Origin of the sequence: Alloprevotella sp. Lung230, assembly GCF_014385435.1 — a bacterium.
Classification (GTDB): domain Bacteria; phylum Bacteroidota; class Bacteroidia; order Bacteroidales; family Bacteroidaceae; genus Alloprevotella.
Genome location: NZ_JACSUD010000004.1, coordinates 1 through 15,920 on the forward strand (window position 1 = coordinate 1; position 15,920 = coordinate 15,920).

At 41.0% G+C, this 15,920-nt stretch carries 12 protein-coding genes and 4 pseudogenes; 9 read left to right on the forward strand and 7 right to left on the reverse strand.

What is annotated here, in order from left to right:
- The 4 genes and pseudogenes from H8527_RS03590 to H8527_RS03605 all read left to right on the forward strand — a co-directional run.
- Window positions 1–1,117: pseudogene (locus H8527_RS03590) on the forward strand (ATPase); the annotation flags it as partial.
- A 1-nt stretch (window position 1,118) separates the two neighbouring features.
- Window positions 1,119–1,685 (forward strand): glycoside hydrolase family 15, encoded by a 567-nt coding sequence (locus H8527_RS03595; protein ID WP_187545681.1) that lies wholly within the window; start codon window positions 1,119–1,121, stop codon window positions 1,683–1,685.
- A 69-nt stretch (window positions 1,686–1,754) separates the two neighbouring features.
- A complete protein-coding gene (locus H8527_RS03600; RefSeq protein ID WP_187545683.1) occupies window positions 1,755–2,507 on the forward strand; it encodes a LemA family protein in 753 nt (250 codons plus the stop codon).
- Window positions 2,508–2,517: 10 nt separating this feature from the next.
- A pseudogene (locus H8527_RS03605) lies at window positions 2,518–3,699 on the forward strand (NfeD family protein); the annotation flags it as partial.
- On the opposite strand, the pseudogene H8527_RS03610 reads toward H8527_RS03605, so the two are convergent.
- Window positions 3,685–4,976: pseudogene (locus tag H8527_RS03610) on the reverse strand (IS5 family transposase). The pseudogenes H8527_RS03605 and H8527_RS03610 sit on opposite strands and share 15 nt — an antisense overlap.
- A 313-nt stretch (window positions 4,977–5,289) precedes the next feature.
- Here H8527_RS03610 and H8527_RS03615 point away from each other — a divergent pair.
- From H8527_RS03615 to H8527_RS03625, 3 genes are read left to right on the forward strand one after another with little or no spacing between them, the layout of a single operon-like run.
- Window positions 5,290–6,483, forward strand: coding sequence for an ATP-binding protein (locus H8527_RS03615; RefSeq protein ID WP_187545686.1), 1,194 nt, complete (start codon window positions 5,290–5,292; stop codon window positions 6,481–6,483).
- Between the two features lie 42 nt (window positions 6,484–6,525).
- Window positions 6,526–8,085: an RNA-binding domain-containing protein gene (locus H8527_RS03620; RefSeq protein WP_187545688.1), complete on the forward strand. Its 1,560-nt coding sequence runs from the start codon at window positions 6,526–6,528 to the stop codon at window positions 8,083–8,085.
- 13 nt (window positions 8,086–8,098) lie between these two features.
- Window positions 8,099–8,899: a metallophosphoesterase family protein gene (locus tag H8527_RS03625; protein ID WP_187545689.1), complete on the forward strand. Its 801-nt coding sequence runs from the start codon at window positions 8,099–8,101 to the stop codon at window positions 8,897–8,899.
- A 462-nt stretch (window positions 8,900–9,361) separates the two neighbouring features.
- Here H8527_RS03625 and H8527_RS03630 read toward each other — a convergent pair whose 3' ends face one another.
- From H8527_RS03630 to H8527_RS03655, 6 genes and pseudogenes are all read right to left on the reverse strand, one after another.
- Window positions 9,362–9,709 (reverse strand): helix-turn-helix domain-containing protein, encoded by a 348-nt coding sequence (locus tag H8527_RS03630; protein WP_255498506.1) that lies wholly within the window; start codon window positions 9,707–9,709, stop codon window positions 9,362–9,364.
- Between the two features lie 44 nt (window positions 9,710–9,753).
- Window positions 9,754–9,933: a ribonuclease P gene (locus H8527_RS03635; protein ID WP_187545690.1), complete on the reverse strand. Its 180-nt coding sequence runs from the start codon at window positions 9,931–9,933 to the stop codon at window positions 9,754–9,756.
- Between the two features lie 17 nt (window positions 9,934–9,950).
- The gene (locus tag H8527_RS03640) at window positions 9,951–10,109 is read right to left on the reverse strand and encodes a hypothetical protein (RefSeq protein ID WP_187545696.1); all 159 of its coding nucleotides are present in this window, start codon (window positions 10,107–10,109) and stop codon (window positions 9,951–9,953) included.
- Between the two features lie 99 nt (window positions 10,110–10,208).
- A pseudogene (locus H8527_RS03645) lies at window positions 10,209–11,145 on the reverse strand (IS982 family transposase).
- A 203-nt stretch (window positions 11,146–11,348) separates the two neighbouring features.
- Window positions 11,349–12,200: a DUF4435 domain-containing protein gene (locus H8527_RS03650; RefSeq protein ID WP_187545698.1), complete on the reverse strand. Its 852-nt coding sequence runs from the start codon at window positions 12,198–12,200 to the stop codon at window positions 11,349–11,351.
- 2 nt (window positions 12,201–12,202) lie between these two features.
- Window positions 12,203–13,573, reverse strand: a complete 1,371-nt coding sequence (locus tag H8527_RS03655) for an AAA family ATPase (RefSeq protein ID WP_187545699.1) — start codon at window positions 13,571–13,573, stop codon at window positions 12,203–12,205.
- Window positions 13,574–14,524: 951 nt separating this feature from the next.
- Here H8527_RS03655 and H8527_RS03660 point away from each other — a divergent pair.
- Window positions 14,525–15,025 carry a DUF4372 domain-containing protein gene (locus H8527_RS03660; protein WP_255498507.1) on the forward strand — a complete coding sequence of 167 codons (501 nt, stop codon included), beginning with the start codon at window positions 14,525–14,527 and terminating at the stop codon, window positions 15,023–15,025.
- A gap of 18 nt (window positions 15,026–15,043) precedes the next feature.
- Window positions 15,044–15,799 (forward strand): IS4 family transposase, encoded by a 756-nt coding sequence (locus tag H8527_RS03665; protein WP_187545701.1) that lies wholly within the window; start codon window positions 15,044–15,046, stop codon window positions 15,797–15,799.
- Window positions 15,800–15,920: the final 121 nt, after the last annotated feature.

Below are 15,920 nucleotides of genomic sequence, written 5' to 3' on the forward strand. Positions count from 1 at the left end.
TAATCAGGAAACTATGGAAGAGATGCTTCATGACCACATCTGTAAAGTTTGTGGTCGACCTGCACCAGAAGGTTCAGAAGCTTATGACTTCATGCTGCATAAGCTTGAAGACTATAAGCGTCATACTGAAGCTAAAATCAAGAAGGAAGCTGCAGAAAAAGAAATTGAAGAACAATTTCTTTTCAAAAACCGCTACATAGATGAATTACATAGCTTGAGTATTCAGCTTAGTGGAACAGAAGAGTCAAAAATATCAGCTATCGCAGGTGACATTAAAGACCGTATTGAGCTTGTTGCAAGACTTACGAATGATCTCAATGCAATCAATGAGGAAATTCGTGATATTACAGACGAAAAGTCAAGGTTGTTGATTCAAGCTGGCAACATACCAGAGAGTGTTCTTGAAGCACAGTTCAATGACATACGTGGCTTATTCGATCAAAAAGAAAGAACCACAGTGAGACTTGCCCAGTTGAATAATGACCTGTCTAAACTCAATAACGAGATGGATGAGCTACAAGGTATGCTCGATTCATTATCGCCCTCAAGTTCACAAGTAAAAGCGATGAGGGATGTTCATCGAACGCTTGATGAGATTTCTAAGGCTTTTTCTAAGGCCAAGAAAGAAAACCTCAGAAGATTCCTGAATGATATGCAGGATAGAGCGAATGAATATCTTGAAGAGTTAAGTGCGAATGATTTTCATGGAGAAATCAGACTCATGCAAACAGCTGATGATTCGACAGAAATTAGATTGCACAGCTCGAACAATACAGAAATTAAGAAGCCTTCTGGCTCACAAAAAACGGTTATGTACATTTCCGTCTTATTTGCTATTTCTGACTTTACCAAGCAAAAAAGAGATGAGGATTACCCTCTAATCTTTGATGCCGCGACGTCTTCTTTTGGAGATTCAAAAGAGAAGGAGTTCTATAATGTCATTGATAAACTAAGCAAACAGTGTATCATTGTCACCAAGGACTTCATTTCTGAGGGTAAGGTTCGTCAGAAGGATATTGAAGGACTTACGTGTTCTGTATATCGCATTCAAAAGGCTACAGGTTTCGATCAAAGAAATATGGCAACCATTCGTACAACAGTTGAAAACTTGAAATAGTATGGAATCATTATATGAACTTTGGGGTAAAAGAAATCCTCAATGGGAAAAACGCTATCAAGATACAATCTTAGAAGTGTTTTCAGATTATGGTAAGGGCGTAAATAAGTATCAAGACGCTCGTGGTAAAATATTCGGCGCTGGCTATGAAATGTTTATCTTAGCGTTCTTTATTGGCCTATATTACGACCAAACAAAGCCTCTTACTGATGATAAGGCCAAATTAAAGTCTCTAGGTCAAGCTATCATGTATTGGGGTAATATTGAGACCAGAACAGGTAGAAGTGCATATCCGCGCATTCGTGACTACATGTTTGCTGCGTTGATTGCACGTACTGATATTGACTTCATTGCTCTTGAGAAAGGTGATATTACAGCGAGAAGTGTGGTCGATAAGATGATTGAGAAGATGGAGCAATATGCCAACTTCGGGTTTGATTATATTCAAGAAAAGCTTGAGGATGACCCCAACCACTTTTTCAAAGATACCGCCTTCCTTACTGTATTTCAAACATTCCTCAACAAGAAAGAGGAAGAGGTTGATTCTGATGGTCCAGAAGAACTGTAGACAACAATATTCCCCTGCCGAAGAAAATACGTCTGGGTAATCATCTTAAAACTTAATATCAATACGAATATGGCAAATTTATTAGATGAAGTGACTGGGCCGGTTAATGATAATGGCCGTGACATCCATGTAATCGATCGTCAGCTCCCTGTGCAGATTGGCATCGGTTCTACAATTTTTGAAATAGCGCTTTGGGTAACTATTCCAGTACTGGTATTACTGTATGTGCTCATAATGGGTGCTACCCTTGAAAATGCATTGCTGGTGGGTATTGTTGGTTGTTTGGCAGGCATCTTACCTGGAGTGATTTTCATTTTCATGAAGATTTCAGCTCGCAACTACTTCCAGCAACTTGAGCAACGCATTCAGGCTGAAGCTTCTAACATCGACAACTTCTTGGAACTGCGTGTCCAGATTCTGCAGAACGTAGTAGGTCTTGTGGATCGAGCTATCGACCTGGATAAAGATGTGATGAAAGCTGTGGCTGCACCTCGAGGCGGTGGTAGCATCAATCCAGAGAACCGTAATGAAAGGAGCCAACAAATCAATTCTGTCTGCGCACATCTTTTCCCGCAGGTGGAAGCTTATCCTGAGCTGAAAGCTCATAATGCAATTGCTGATGCAATGCAGCAGAACAGTTACCTTCAGCGTGAAATAACAGCTGCACGCACCGTTTATAACAGTCGTGTGACACAATGGAATACGGACATCTTTGCATGGCCAACCAAAATGATTGTGGCAGCTCGTCAAGGTTACATCACACGCATTCCATTTACAGCTTCGGCTGAAACTCGTGAAATGGCCAGAAGTAAGTTCTTTTAAGTAGAGAGCTATGTTGAAAGACATCTACGACCCACTAACAGAGTACATCAATGTATTTCGCGACCGCTTTAAGGTCGTTTCAGAAGAGACGTTTGCTGAATTAGCAGCAGAGGCGAATGTGAACATTGATGCGAACCATGAGACTTGCCGCCAGTTATATGCGACTGAAGATGTACTGTCTTCTGTAAAAACGCGTATTGGTTGGTGGACAGCTCTGTGTGTACTCTTATGGTTGGGCGTAGCGGGTGGTATTGTTGCTGCTCTCTTCTTTAATCAAGAGCTGGAATTACAAGTCCTTGTATGTGTAGCGATAGCTGCACTGGTGGCTATCATATATCTTTTGGTGAGCGTGCATCCTCGATTAAAGAAGTTGAAAGTTGAGCGTGATGATTTGGCTTCAGAAGCAGAACAACTGGAAAATGAAGCTTGGAAGCAAATGGCTCCACTTAATCGGCTGTACGATTGGGATGTGCTTACCCGCATGATGTCTAAAACGGTACCGCGCTTAGAGTTTGACCCCTATTTCACTACTCAACGTTTGGCAGACCTAAAGATGACCTATAACTGGGGCGAGTCCTTCAATGCTGAGCGCTCTGTGGTCTATTCTCATTCTGGTTTGATCAATGGCAACCCATTTGTGATATGCAGAACGAGAAAAATGGAAATGGGATCCAAAACCTACTATGGTTCGAAAACCATTACATGGACCCGGCGTGAACGTGGTGCTGATGGCAAGTATCATACCATTCGCCATTCTGAGGTCTTGACTGTAAGTGTTACCGCTCCATATCCTGAGTACTTTGAAAAGACGCGCCTAATCTATGGCAATACAGCGGCTCCTGACTTGATTTTCTACCGAAAACAAAGTGGGCTGGCAGGTAAAGAGGATACTCTATCTTTCAAATGGAAAAAACATTCACTGCGAAGGAGAGCTCGAAACCTAACGAATGCTGACTTTGCTATGATGACCAATGAAGAGTTTGAAGTAGCTTTCAATACTAGTAATCGCAATAATAATCAGCAGTTCGCCCTTCTGTTTACGCCCTTGGCCCAAGAGAGTATGCTCAAACTTTTGGAGGATAAAGAGGCCGGTTATGGCGATGATTTTGACAAGAATAAGATGATTAACACCATCATTCCAAACCACATGCAGGAGTTAAATCTAGATAGTCGTCCCTTAAAAAGCTTTGACAAGTGAAAAGTCATTCCTTTCCTGCCTCTCGCTTATTATTTTGAGCAGCCACAAAAGAACTCTCATGGCTCTTTTGAAGTTGTAAGCAGCTGCAGCCATCAGTATGTTTACAGCGTCTCCTGCCACACCTTTGTAAAAGTTGCGGCCTAAACGATGATCTGCTTTCAAATGTCCAATGGTAGGTTCTATGCCTGCCCGCTTGCAGAATAGTTTGTGTTTCTTGCGCCTTTGATATCTGCTCTCTGATGGCTTGGGGCTATCTGGTATTAAAATCTGAGTACCATTCACCTCTTTCCTACCTCGATAACCTCTGTCCCCTGCAAGTATTTTAATCTTTCGTTGTGTGAGACGTTCAACTTGCCCTAACGCAGCTTCTATCGTGTGGCCGTCATATTCATTACGAAAAGACATAGCACCAAGAATGATACCCCTAGCCGAACGTATGATGGAGACCTTGTTGCCGAATTCGTACTTCTTGTCTTCTTTTCCCTTACTGATACATTGCACCTGGGCTTCGTGAATGGAATAAAGCTTTTTCCGGCTGTTACGTCTTTGTGAAAGAATGGTTTGAAATCTATCAATGAGTTCAGTGTAGAGAGAATTCTCTCCAAGATTGCGCTTGAGCTCTCGAACCAACCGCCCGGCTATTGTCCGCAATTTCCGGTCTGCTCTCAGTGCCTTCTTGCGGTTCTTGGGGTGATTGCGAAAACGTTGGTCGCGATAAATGCTTTTCAACACAAAGGTATAGCTTTGCCGAAGAGGAAGATGCAGTTTATCGACGAGATGCAGAACCTTGCCCACTATCTTTTTATGCAACTTGGCATCCGTAGGAAAAGTGATGTTCTTTTCCTGAACGGTTGAATCGATAAAAGCAGTATCATGATGATGTTCATCATCATCTTCGTTATTGACACGAATGCTTTCCTGAAAGATGAGTTCAATACCCTCCTCCCCAATGCGATGGCGAAAGTGAACCAATTCGGAAGAGGCACAAGGAGCACCCGGTATAAACTCCTGCATACCACAAAAGTGTTGATAATAAGCGTTTTCACTCCATTGCTCCACAACGGATTCATCTGAGAGATTGCGAAGGTGCTTGAGTATCAACAAACCGGCTTACTTGGGCGACCATTGTGCTGACAATACAAAGGACGGAAAGCAGCATCGAATTTCTCCCAATTTATTTTGTCGGAGAGTTTGTAGAGAGGGTGAGAGGGGTTCAGCATATCCGACAAACTGCTGAATAATGAAGGGCTGATATAGGGCTTTTTAATCATAAAAATCTGCAAGTTTCTGAAGACAAAGATAAGAAAACTTGCAGATTTATCAAAGGAATATATTAATTAATTTACTGAATATCAGATGATAAATGGGAATTTAAGGGACGACTAAGATCGCAATCAAATAAGAGCAAATGAGACCACTTTTACAAGTAAAATCGTTGATGTTAGCATAAAAATCATAGAAAAGTATCTGATTTATTCCTGTAAAGGTATTCATTATCAGTGAAAAACATTATCTTTGCAGATAATTGAACATTTTTGTTCGATTCATTGAACATTTTTACTCGAGCAAATAAACATTCTATAGATGATGGGATATAAAAGAGCACAATATTCAGAAGTAATGGCACGCATCAACGAACCACGCAACAAGATGCAGGTCATTGTGGGCCCGCGTCAGGTAGGCAAATCAACTTTGATAGGTCAAGTGCTTGAAGCTTGCGATATGCCTTATGATAGCTACTCGGCTGATGATGTCGTAGGCGCATCAGCCGACTGGCTGGCAAGTATTTGGCAGACGGCGCGTATGCGCATGGATATGCGTGGGGAAGGGAAGCGCCTATTAGTGGTAGATGAAATACAAAAGATAACCAACTGGAGTGAAACGATAAAAGCGGAATGGGATCGAGATACACGTGAAAAGCGTGACCTCATAGTCGTTCTGTTAGGGTCGTCACGCATGTTGATAGAAAAGGGGCTCACCGAATCACTGGCCGGCCGGTATGAATTGATTCGACTGACGCACTGGACTTTTCCAGAAATGAAAGAGTGTTTTGGTTGGAACCTTTACCAATATGTCTATTTTGGAGGTTACCCTGGTGCAGCTGCTTATATCACTGACGAACGGCGCTGGCGAAACTACATAAAAGACGCCTTGATTGAACCATCCATCTCCAAGGATGTGCTGATGGACACCAAAATCATGAAGCCACAACTGCTTCGCCAGTTGTTTGAATTGGGTAGTAGCTATAGTGGCGAACTGCTATCTCTTACCAAAGTGGCTGCTCAACTGCAAGATGCAGGCAATGTCACTACATTGGCCGGCTACCTCCATCTACTGGATGAATGTGGCTTGCTGTGTGGCTTGCAGAAGTATGCCGAAGACGAAGCCCGCAAATACAACTCCATTCCCAAATTCCAAGTCCATAACAATGCTTTGCGCAATGTATATGCTGATAAGGATTATATGGAGATGGCGGAAGACCCGAAAGTTTGGGGACGTTATGTCGAATCTGCGGTTGGCGCCTACATCGTAAGCCAAGCACAGATCTGTGATTATAAAGCCTATTACTGGCGTGACAGTCATGATGAAGTAGATTTTGTACTTCATAGAAGAGGAAAGACCATTGCCATCGAGGTTAAAAGTGGAAGACGCACCACCAACAATGGTCTACCCAAATTTGAAAAGGCTTATCACCCGCATCGTGCTTTTGTGGTTGGTTCTGGAGGATTGTCATTTGAAGAGTTCCTATCCATGGATTTGAATCTACTTTTCAAATAAATCATTTTATAACCTCATTTGAATTAAAAAACAAAGACATAAATGACAGCAGAAGATATACTGAAACTGAGAAACCTCGGAGAGGTCAGCAAAGTTCAACTCAAGGAGCGCATCCTTGATTCCTACGATATTGGTTGCGAACTAGTGGCCATGAGTAACTCTCATGGCGGTATGTTGGTTATCGGTATTGATGATAAAACCGGTAACATCAACCCTCTCTCCTACAAAGAGGTGCAGGAGACCACCAATAAGCTCACCAATATTGCATCAGAGAATGTAGTACCAAGCATCATTCATACGGTTGATACAGTACCCGTGGAAGGGGGTTCTGTAGTAGTGGCAACTATCAAAGAGGGAAACAACAAACCTTATCATGACAACAAAGGAACGGTATGGCTTAAAAATGGAGCTGATAAACGCAAGGTGTTCGACAATGCTGAATTGGCGGAAATGATGACCGAATGCGGAAGCTTTGCTCCCGATGAAGCTACTGTGCAGAATGCTACTTTGGATGATTTAGATGAAGATACCCTCAAGCAGTACCTGCAAAATCGCTTTGCCATGGTGCTTGAGAAGAAAGGGATGATTGGCGATTCCATGCAGAAAGCGTCACTCGATGAAATAGCCGATACCATTGCCAAAGGGCACAACCTTGAGAAATTAATGCGCAACCTGCGCTTCATGCGCCCCGATGGAAGCCTGACAGTGGCAGCTATCTTGCTGTTCGGACGTTTCACGCAGCGTTGGTTGCCTGTTATGACCGCCAAGTGCATTTGCTTTGCAGGCAATTCCGTAGGAGGAAAAGTGTTTCGCGACAAGGTAAATGATGGTGCCATGGAAGGCAACCTCCTTCATCAGTTCGATACGATCATGGCATTCTTTACCCGTAATCTTAAGAATGTGCAGGTAGAAAAAGAGTTCAATTCGCTTGGTGAATTGGAGATACCTTACGTAAGTTTGATGGAGTTTACCGTGAATGCCCTCGTGCACCGATCTCTGAACTGGAACGCCCCGATTCGCATCTTCATCTACGACAATCGAGTGGAAATTCATAGCCCTGGCACGCTGCCCAACGGCTTGCAGGTGGACGACATCAAGAATGGCACTTCCATGCCCCGCAACAACTTCTTGTTTAGCAACGCCATCTACCTGTTGCCTTACACAGGTGCAGGTAGCGGTATCCAGCGTGCTTTGGAAGAAGGTGTCCAAGTTGACTTCACCAACGACGAGAGCAGGCATGAGTTCATGATAACCATTAAGAGAAATGCGGACTCTGACGCTCTGACACCAGACTTAGGTACCAACTTAGTTGCCAGTTTAGACACCAAGGCCGACTTAGATACTGACTTAGTTGCTAGCTTAGATACCCCTCAAGAGAACTTAGTTACCAAAAGAAGACTGTTGACAAATAAGGAAAAGGATTTGGTGAACTTCTGTAGTGTTCCGAGAACTGCCAAAGAAATCATTGAGCGAGCAGGCGTATCTAACCAAACCAAAAACAGAGAAAGATATGTCACATCTTTGGTTGAAGCAGGCTATCTGGAAATGACAAATCCCGATAATCCAAGGGCCAGCAACCAGAAGTACAGAAAGAAGCTATAAAAATAGCAAAGTCATGGTAAACGTATTTGCACTCACATATCCTGAAGCCAAGAGTGTCGTCATCTTTGGAGACCTCCATGGCGACTTCAACGAGTTGGTGTTCAAACTCTGTATTCAATATCAGATGAAGGACACCTTGCTCGTTGTAGCAGGTGATTGTGGCTTCGGCTTTGAAAAGAAAGAGTATTACGAGCAGATGCTCAGACGAAATGCCAAACGCTTGAATGATGTCAACAACTGGATAGTGCTCGTTCGTGGAAACCACGACAACCCAGCTTACTTCGATGGCACCACCTTCAAGCACAAACGTATGTTGTGTGTGCCCGACTATACCGTGTTGCAAGTCTGCGACCACACCATCCTCTGTGTGGGTGGCGCTATTTCCATCGACCGCAAAGTCCGCATGGAAGCATGGGACAAGAAGAAAGCCAAACATGGATTTGATTCAAATCCTACCGATGGTATTCCCCGTGCTTATTACTGGGCAAACGAAAGTCCTGTTTACGATGAAAAGAAAATGGAAGCTATTCGCACTACTTATAGCATCGATACAGTCATTACCCATACGGCTCCATCCTTTTGCGAACTGCAAACGAAAAGTGGACTAACAAGCTGGGCTGTAGACGATTCTGCACTCATGGACGATGTGCGAGCCGAACGGGGCACAATAGATCAGCTATTAAATCGCCTCCAAACAGACCATCATCCCGTGTCACATTGGTATTATGGTCACTTCCACCAAAGCTGGCATTCCGCCATTGATGGGATTTTGTATCGAATGCTTGATATAATGGAGTTCTGTATGGTGTATTAAGGAAATCGGTTAGCTTATTTCTAGGAGAAGATATGCGATGACGAAGCCCTCCGATTTATGAATAGGACTGTCGGGGTGAACGCCCATATTCTCAAATTATTTTTCATGAGATTTACCCATATTTCAATTTGTTTGGGCTAAAACAGTCCTTCAATCAGATTATATCGTTATAGAGATTAAAAGTGGAAGACGCACCACCAACAATGGTCTACCCAAATTTGAAAAGGCTTATCACCCGCATCGTGCTTTTGTGGTTGGTTCTGGAGGATTGTCATTTGAAGAGTTCCTATCCATGGATTTGAATCTACTCTTCAAGTAGGCGTACAAAAGGACCTTGCCTTTGCAAAAAAGAAAAGAGACTTACCTGTCACGGGGTAGGTCTCTTTACGTAGTGTATTCTACTGCCTGGAGTAGCTTTGCGTGCGGAAAGTGCTCGCAAAAGGCGATGGCTTGCGCTTTGACTTACTGTCTAGCCTCGTCTTCTATCTGTTCAATGCTCTTAAGATGCGCTTCCGGCTTTTTAAGCCAAGCGTCAATCTCAGACTTCAAAAAACGTAATCGCTTGTCTTCTCTATGGTAAGGGATGCGCTTTGCACTTGTCCACGAATAAATGGTTTGTACAGCAGGATGTTCCGGAAGGTAGTTGCTTAGGGCCTGAATAGAGAACCATTTATCTTCTTCCACCGCAAGTTGCTTTTTACCTTGAATCACGTCGATTTTAGCATCGAGTTCTACAAGTTTCCTCTTTATCCATCCTAAAACTTCAGGAATGTCGTCAAAGCGAAGAGATTGTTTGTTTTCTGTATTCATATTCTTTGTTTTTAGTGATTACTTTCTCTCTTTTGTTTGGCACATCAATCATAAATCAGCACATCATCCCGGCTCTCTACGATTTCTTTACCGTTATTCAATCTTACCACCAGGTCTTTGCCATAATCCCCCACGATATAGCCTTCACTGTGACCACGATAAGGGATGAGCAATGTACAACAGCAACCGACCACATCGGTTATTTCTTCAAATTCGTATAACATAATGACTTCATTTTGGTTTATTGTTCCTTTGCGTAAATCACGATACAAGGCTCAACCTCGGCAGCCTGACCGAATAGTGGATAATAGGAAAACTCAGGTTGAGCTTCGCCATCCACCTCGATGTGGAAAACCACTTGCACTTGCCACTGGTTGACGAAGTCATCTACTAACCTCAATTCGGTTTAAGGTTCCCTCCTTTTTACTCAGATTATAGTCCACAACGATTCTTTCGACCTTGTTTTAGGCCGAAGATTCATTGTTTCACGCAAGTAAATTTAGAAAAGTGTGAGCTGTTTCATTTCTGCTTCTCCCTCCATCTCAAACTCCATATTGATAGAGGGTTTTGTATCGTAGAAAGCATAAGCCGCCATCCCTGCCAAAAGATTGACAATAAAGTTTGAGACACTTCTGTGGCGAGTATGAACAATCTGCGCCACGTTCTTGAGCATATCGTTGATGGTCTCGATAATGCTTCTTTTACGGAGCATTATTTTGTCGTACACCTCCATTAAGCGGTTCTTCATATTAGTGCGTATTCCCGTGACAATGTGAACTCCCCTATCGAAGAGTGAAGCAAAAAGAGATTGTGAAATGTATCCCTTATCCGCATAGAGTTTTCCGAACAAATCCTTAGTCAAGTTATTGAAAACCTCCGGGTTACGATCGTCCACATTGGCTTTGGTAAGTGCAAAGTTGAGTAATTCCCCTCGTTCATTACACAGCAGATGCAGCTTAAAACCATAGTACCATCCCATCGTGCTTTTCCCTTTATGAGCATAGCCCTTGAAGACACGATTAGAATACTCACGCTTGTTTTCACACACGGGAATACGCGTTGAATCGATAAAAGTAATCCCTGTACATTCTCCCATCAAAGCTAATTTAAGGAAGAGCAAAAGTGGAATCGCCACTCGTGGCATACGTTCCACAAATCGGGTATATGAAAGTAGGTGGGGGAATTCTTCTTTAAGTTCTCGACAGACGTAGAAGAGATAGAAATGTTTGAAATTGCGAAACGTATTGCTGTGGAACAAGACAAGAATGGTAATCATTTCTGCATCGCTCATTCTTCCCTTTCTATTGCGAGTTTTAGGGATGTTTGGAGAGGGATTTGAAAGCGAAAGCGCTTTTGTGTTCAATTCCAACTCATATTGTATTGCAGAAATCATCTGCAATACAATAAATTTCCGTAACTTTGCTGATAAGTTTCATAGAGGATTGTTTTATCGTTATCTGTTTGGTTTTCAATAACAAATATACGAAAAACAATCCTCTTTTTGGGTTTTTATTGAAACTATTTTAGGGCAAAAAACAAGAGTTCCTTATCCCGAATTGGGGTTAAAAAAATTCTGGAATGCTTATTGAAGGACATTGTGGAAAAGGAAATAGTAGTGTCAGAAAAATCTTAGGTGTAATCACTTTACGGCATCTTTTATTGCAGTCTTCAAGTTTGACAGTCTATCTAATTTGCAATATTTGGAATATTGATACTTCCAATTTTCCTTGGTTAAACCCAAAGACAACGATAATTTTTTATCTGAGAAATTGCAAATATATGGAATCAGATAATCTTTGCCTGAAACATATCTCAAAAGACTATCGTAACAATCAGGAAACAGGTGCCCCTTATCTTTTATAATCTCATCTAACTCTTGATCTGTTATTCCTTTATTTTTCAATTGACTACTGATTTCTGCTATTTCCTTATCAATACTTAAGTTGTCTATCTCACCAACTTTGGATAAAAAACAGGTGGCATGTTTTACCTGGAATCTATCTAATAGTTCTTGGGATATTGAGAAATATCGGAATAATTTCATGAAAGGAACTATTGCCGCTTCCATTATTTTATTATAGTTGACAATTTGTTTAATTTCTTCTTCGCCGTGTTTATAATCTAATGCATCGTAAACTTTATAATAGGCTTCTTCATCAATTACATAATTTTCTATACAGTAGCAGTCAAGTACAAACAGATTCTCTTCCCTCTCCTTAGGTGTTGTCATGTTATATATATCTCCATCTATTATATACAGCTTAGGGAAAGTGCTTTTATCATTTCTGCAGGCTTTAACAACCTCTTCGCAACTGCCCAAAGGGTAAATGTCGTTTATTGTAATATTAGTGTCATCTAGAAGCCGTTTAAGTAGTGTTACATAAAACTTTTTGTCCTTATCGCAATCTTCTGTATAGATATTTATAGTGTTGCGGTATTCGGTGAATATAGTAGAGGCCTGCCGTACTTCAGTAGAAAATTCTATTCCCATTATTAAAACTTTGTTAGGTCCTCACACATTTCTTTTCTTTCAGGTTTAGCAAGAATGGCAGGTGCATGAGTTGCTATAATAAATTGTGTTTTAGGGCTAGCTTGTAGCAGTGCATCTATAAAAATTTCTTGCCAACTTATATGCAAGGACAATTCAGGCTCGTCAATAATTGCTATGCAAGTGTCTCTACTCCGCTTGAAAAAAGCTATATGTGCAAATAGAAGAATTAGTTGTTTTTCTCCAGAGGACAAATCGAAGATAGAGTTACTTTTCTGGTTGTTTTTAAATCTTATTTTTATTTCTCCTCTCTCATCCACTTCGATTTCTTTGCCACTTTCCTCAAAGAATAAATTTACGCTATTTGTAAATCTGTTTATAGGAGCTTTTAAATTTTGGATGTTATTAGCGTATTCTTCTGCGTATTTTATTATTTTGTCTATTTTGTCTAGCTGAGAACGATTAATCATCCATTCAAGCAAAGCATTATAATATGCAGGATTTGGGGTTCTATCTTCTTTTAAACCTGAAGTTTGGGTTAGAATTTTTAAAACATCTTTCATGCCGTTGAAATAGCTTGAAAAACGAGTCATCAAATCTTTCACATCAAGATTTTGAATAACGTCATTTAGGCTTTTTTGACGAATGTCCAGGTTGGAAAGTTCAGCTTTATAGTCTATATCTGTAATTGAAATGTTCTTTTCCACTTTAAAAGATTCCTCAAATACTTGTCTTTTAAAAAGATCCGATAATTTGAACTGACTTTGCGCCGTTCTTCTTATATTATTATAGAACATTTCTTGTATTTCATATAGCGCATTATCAACAGAATCCGATGGTAATTCAACTTGCTGTATTCTCCTTCGATATATAAACTCACTTTCTATAGGATGGAGGTTGTTATTTTCTACTATTCTCCTATTTAAACCTAAAAAGAGGGGAGTTCTTAAATCTTTGATCTTTCTTACAGCTTCTAAATCATCAAAATCACTAATAACTCTGTTCAATTTTTCGAAATCGACAAGGTGGCGCTCATTACGATACTTGTTTACGTTGCAAAGAACTAATGGTATCTTATTAGTAACTTTATTTCGTTTAGAGTCTAAATATTCTATCGTTAAAGTGTGACTATCTTTATAACAACAAATAGACTCTACAAAATGGTCCTCCTTGACGGTAAATTCAACAGAAATAGTTGAAAATTCGATTTGTGCAAGATCTAAATAAGATGGAGTTAAGAGCCCTTGAAGAAGTTTCAAAACAGTTGTTTTGCCAGAACCGTTTATTCCTATCAGAAATGTTAGTCCATCACGAAAATCAATACTATGATTTTGATAACCACGTACTTTCTCTCCTTTAAAGTTAATTAGTTTCATATCTATTCTTTCATTTGAATTATTGGTGTTTAAGGCTGTTTATACATCATTTTCACGAATCTCTAATATTAGTCTGATGTCGTGGAAGAGTTTCTCTTATCTGTCCACAATTCAGTTAAGGAAGTGCATGATTCCCAAAGAGATGTCGTGGAAGAGTTTCTCTTATCTGTCCACAATACACACTGTGATTACTTTTTCCGATGCATCGACAGCTACTTCTGGTTGCAATTAATAGAGCAGTTCTTATGCAAAGAGTAAGAGAGAGTGATTACAATTTCTCTCTAGATACATTATTTAGTTAATCCTGCAATATGAGAGCTGATTCTACTTATTGCAATTTTTTCTTCACTATTAATATGGAAATCCGCATATAATGTTAGAGACTGTGTCAAAGCGCACCTCTCTTATTAAACTGATTGCGACAGAGAGTGATACAATTGTATGCCATAATAAGGGGATTTTTATAGTGCAAATATACTAATTTAGGAGATAGCTTGAGTGTTTTTGCGTGTTTTTCTTTGAAAAGATTTGTCTTTACCTCAATTCTGCAACCTTTACATTCAGTTTTTCACATAGTAGTCAATGCACTTCTTGTTTGTAAAATCCCCTTTTTCGATAGCTCTCTCCTCACAAGTTCTGCCCAAAGCGCATAGTGCCCCTTTCCCCCAGGAGGGGGAGGGAGATTTGCCCTCGAAAACTATACATTATGGACTTGCAGCGTTAAAGATGGACCAATAGTGCAGACATCTATCTGTTGTGTAAATGTTCAGCGTCCATTGTCTGGCAATCTGAACCCATTTGTAGGAACAGCAATGAATGAAAAGATAAAGCGCTTAAGCCTACTTTTCATGTCAATGCAGGGAAAGATGCCGCTGACTTTTGACAATAAATGCTGATAAAAGTTTTTCAGCATGGAGGTAATGATCATAAACACCGTATTCTCTTCCATCTTTGAAAATATTGCTGTCCGGTAAAAGTTTTTCTGATGATAAAAATAAGGCTGAAACCCTCTTGCAGGATTTCAGCCTCTTTTGTTACTTTGCTTGTTGGAAAAAAACTAGTAACATGAGCAAAAGTACATATTTTACCGGACAGCCGGTCTATAGTCAGGTCATAAAATTGCTGGATAAAGCCAAAATTCAACAAATTAGTCTCGAAACGCTAGGGAGCGAGCGCTATGTTAAGCGCTTGACAGGCTGGAAACACCTGATCATTATGCTCTTTGGTGTTCTCAAACACTTTGATTCTCTGCGTGAATTGGAGATTGGCATGAAAGCCGAGACTATGAAACTCTCCCACTTGGGACTTGACTATGTTGTTCGTCGCAGCACACTTGCAGAAGCCAACCGGCGGCGCCCACAAGAGTTCTTTGCCAAGGTTTATGCCTCCCTGTTGGAACGCTACACTCCATTTTTAGCGGACAGCCGCTCTGTGGGCTATCAAAAAGCGTAGGAGAAGCAGCTTTATATGATGGATTCTACCACAATTACGCTCTTTGACAACATTCTCAAGGGAGTAGGCCGACATCCTAAAAGCGGAAAGAAGAAAGGCGGAATGAAGGTACACACCATTATGAAATATCAAGTAGGTGTGCCTATGGTGGTAGAACTGACTTCTGCCGCCAAACACGATCATTATCTTCTCAAAAAGGTGCACCTGCCCCAAGATTCCACCTTGGCAATGGATAGAGCCTACATTGACTATGCTCAGTTTCAAAGGCTTACGGAAGAAGGTGTCTGCTATGTAACCAAGATGAAGAAGAACCTCACCTACAAGGAGTTGTCGTCTACAGCCTATGTTTCTCGTGATGGTTTGGTCACTCACCTCGACAAACATATCCTTTTTGAGAAAGAGAAGGTAAGGCACGAAGCACGATGCGTAGAGCTATGGAGTAATAACTCTCGCAAGTCGGTGACGTTGCTGACCAACAATTTTGAACTCTCTGTTGAGGAACTTGCCGAAATCTACAAGCGCAGATGGGCAATAGAAACCCTCTACAAACAACTGAAACAGAATTTTCCCTTGCACTTTTTCTATGGCGAGAGCGTGAATGCCATCCAAATACAAACATGGGTGGTACTCATTGCCAATCTCTTGTGCACAGTGCTGTCTAGAATGATTAAAAGACACGTTTCTTTTTCTCAAATCGTGACTATGCTTAGATTGACTGACGCTCATGTATTACAGCAATTTCATCGATTTCATGGAAAATCCTCAAAAAGATGAATGCGCAATTTGGGCGGAAAGAGCTAAAGCCCCACCGCCGGAACCATCATTATTTGATTAGGGGGCTTGCTTTCTCAAAAAGAAAGCCCGAAGTCCTATTCTAAAGGGCTTCGGGAAACTT

Bases quoted from the DNA above. Each gene is read 5' to 3' on its own strand.
- H8527_RS03595 (WP_187545681.1), top strand. From the start codon at position 1,119: ATGGAATCATTATATGAACTTTGGGGTAAAAGAAATCCTCAATGGGAA.
- H8527_RS03600 (WP_187545683.1), top strand. From the start codon at position 1,755: ATGGCAAATTTATTAGATGAAGTGACTGGGCCGGTTAATGATAATGGC.
- H8527_RS03615 (WP_187545686.1), top strand. From the start codon at position 5,290: ATGATGGGATATAAAAGAGCACAATATTCAGAAGTAATGGCACGCATC.
- H8527_RS03620 (WP_187545688.1), top strand. From the start codon at position 6,526: ATGACAGCAGAAGATATACTGAAACTGAGAAACCTCGGAGAGGTCAGC.
- H8527_RS03625 (WP_187545689.1), top strand. From the start codon at position 8,099: ATGGTAAACGTATTTGCACTCACATATCCTGAAGCCAAGAGTGTCGTC.
- H8527_RS03630 (WP_255498506.1), bottom strand. From the start codon at position 9,709: ATGAATACAGAAAACAAACAATCTCTTCGCTTTGACGACATTCCTGAA.
- H8527_RS03635 (WP_187545690.1), bottom strand. From the start codon at position 9,933: ATGTTATACGAATTTGAAGAAATAACCGATGTGGTCGGTTGCTGTTGT.
- H8527_RS03650 (WP_187545698.1), bottom strand. From the start codon at position 12,200: ATGGGAATAGAATTTTCTACTGAAGTACGGCAGGCCTCTACTATATTC.
- H8527_RS03655 (WP_187545699.1), bottom strand. From the start codon at position 13,573: ATGAAACTAATTAACTTTAAAGGAGAGAAAGTACGTGGTTATCAAAAT.
- H8527_RS03665 (WP_187545701.1), top strand. From the start codon at position 15,044: ATGGATTCTACCACAATTACGCTCTTTGACAACATTCTCAAGGGAGTA.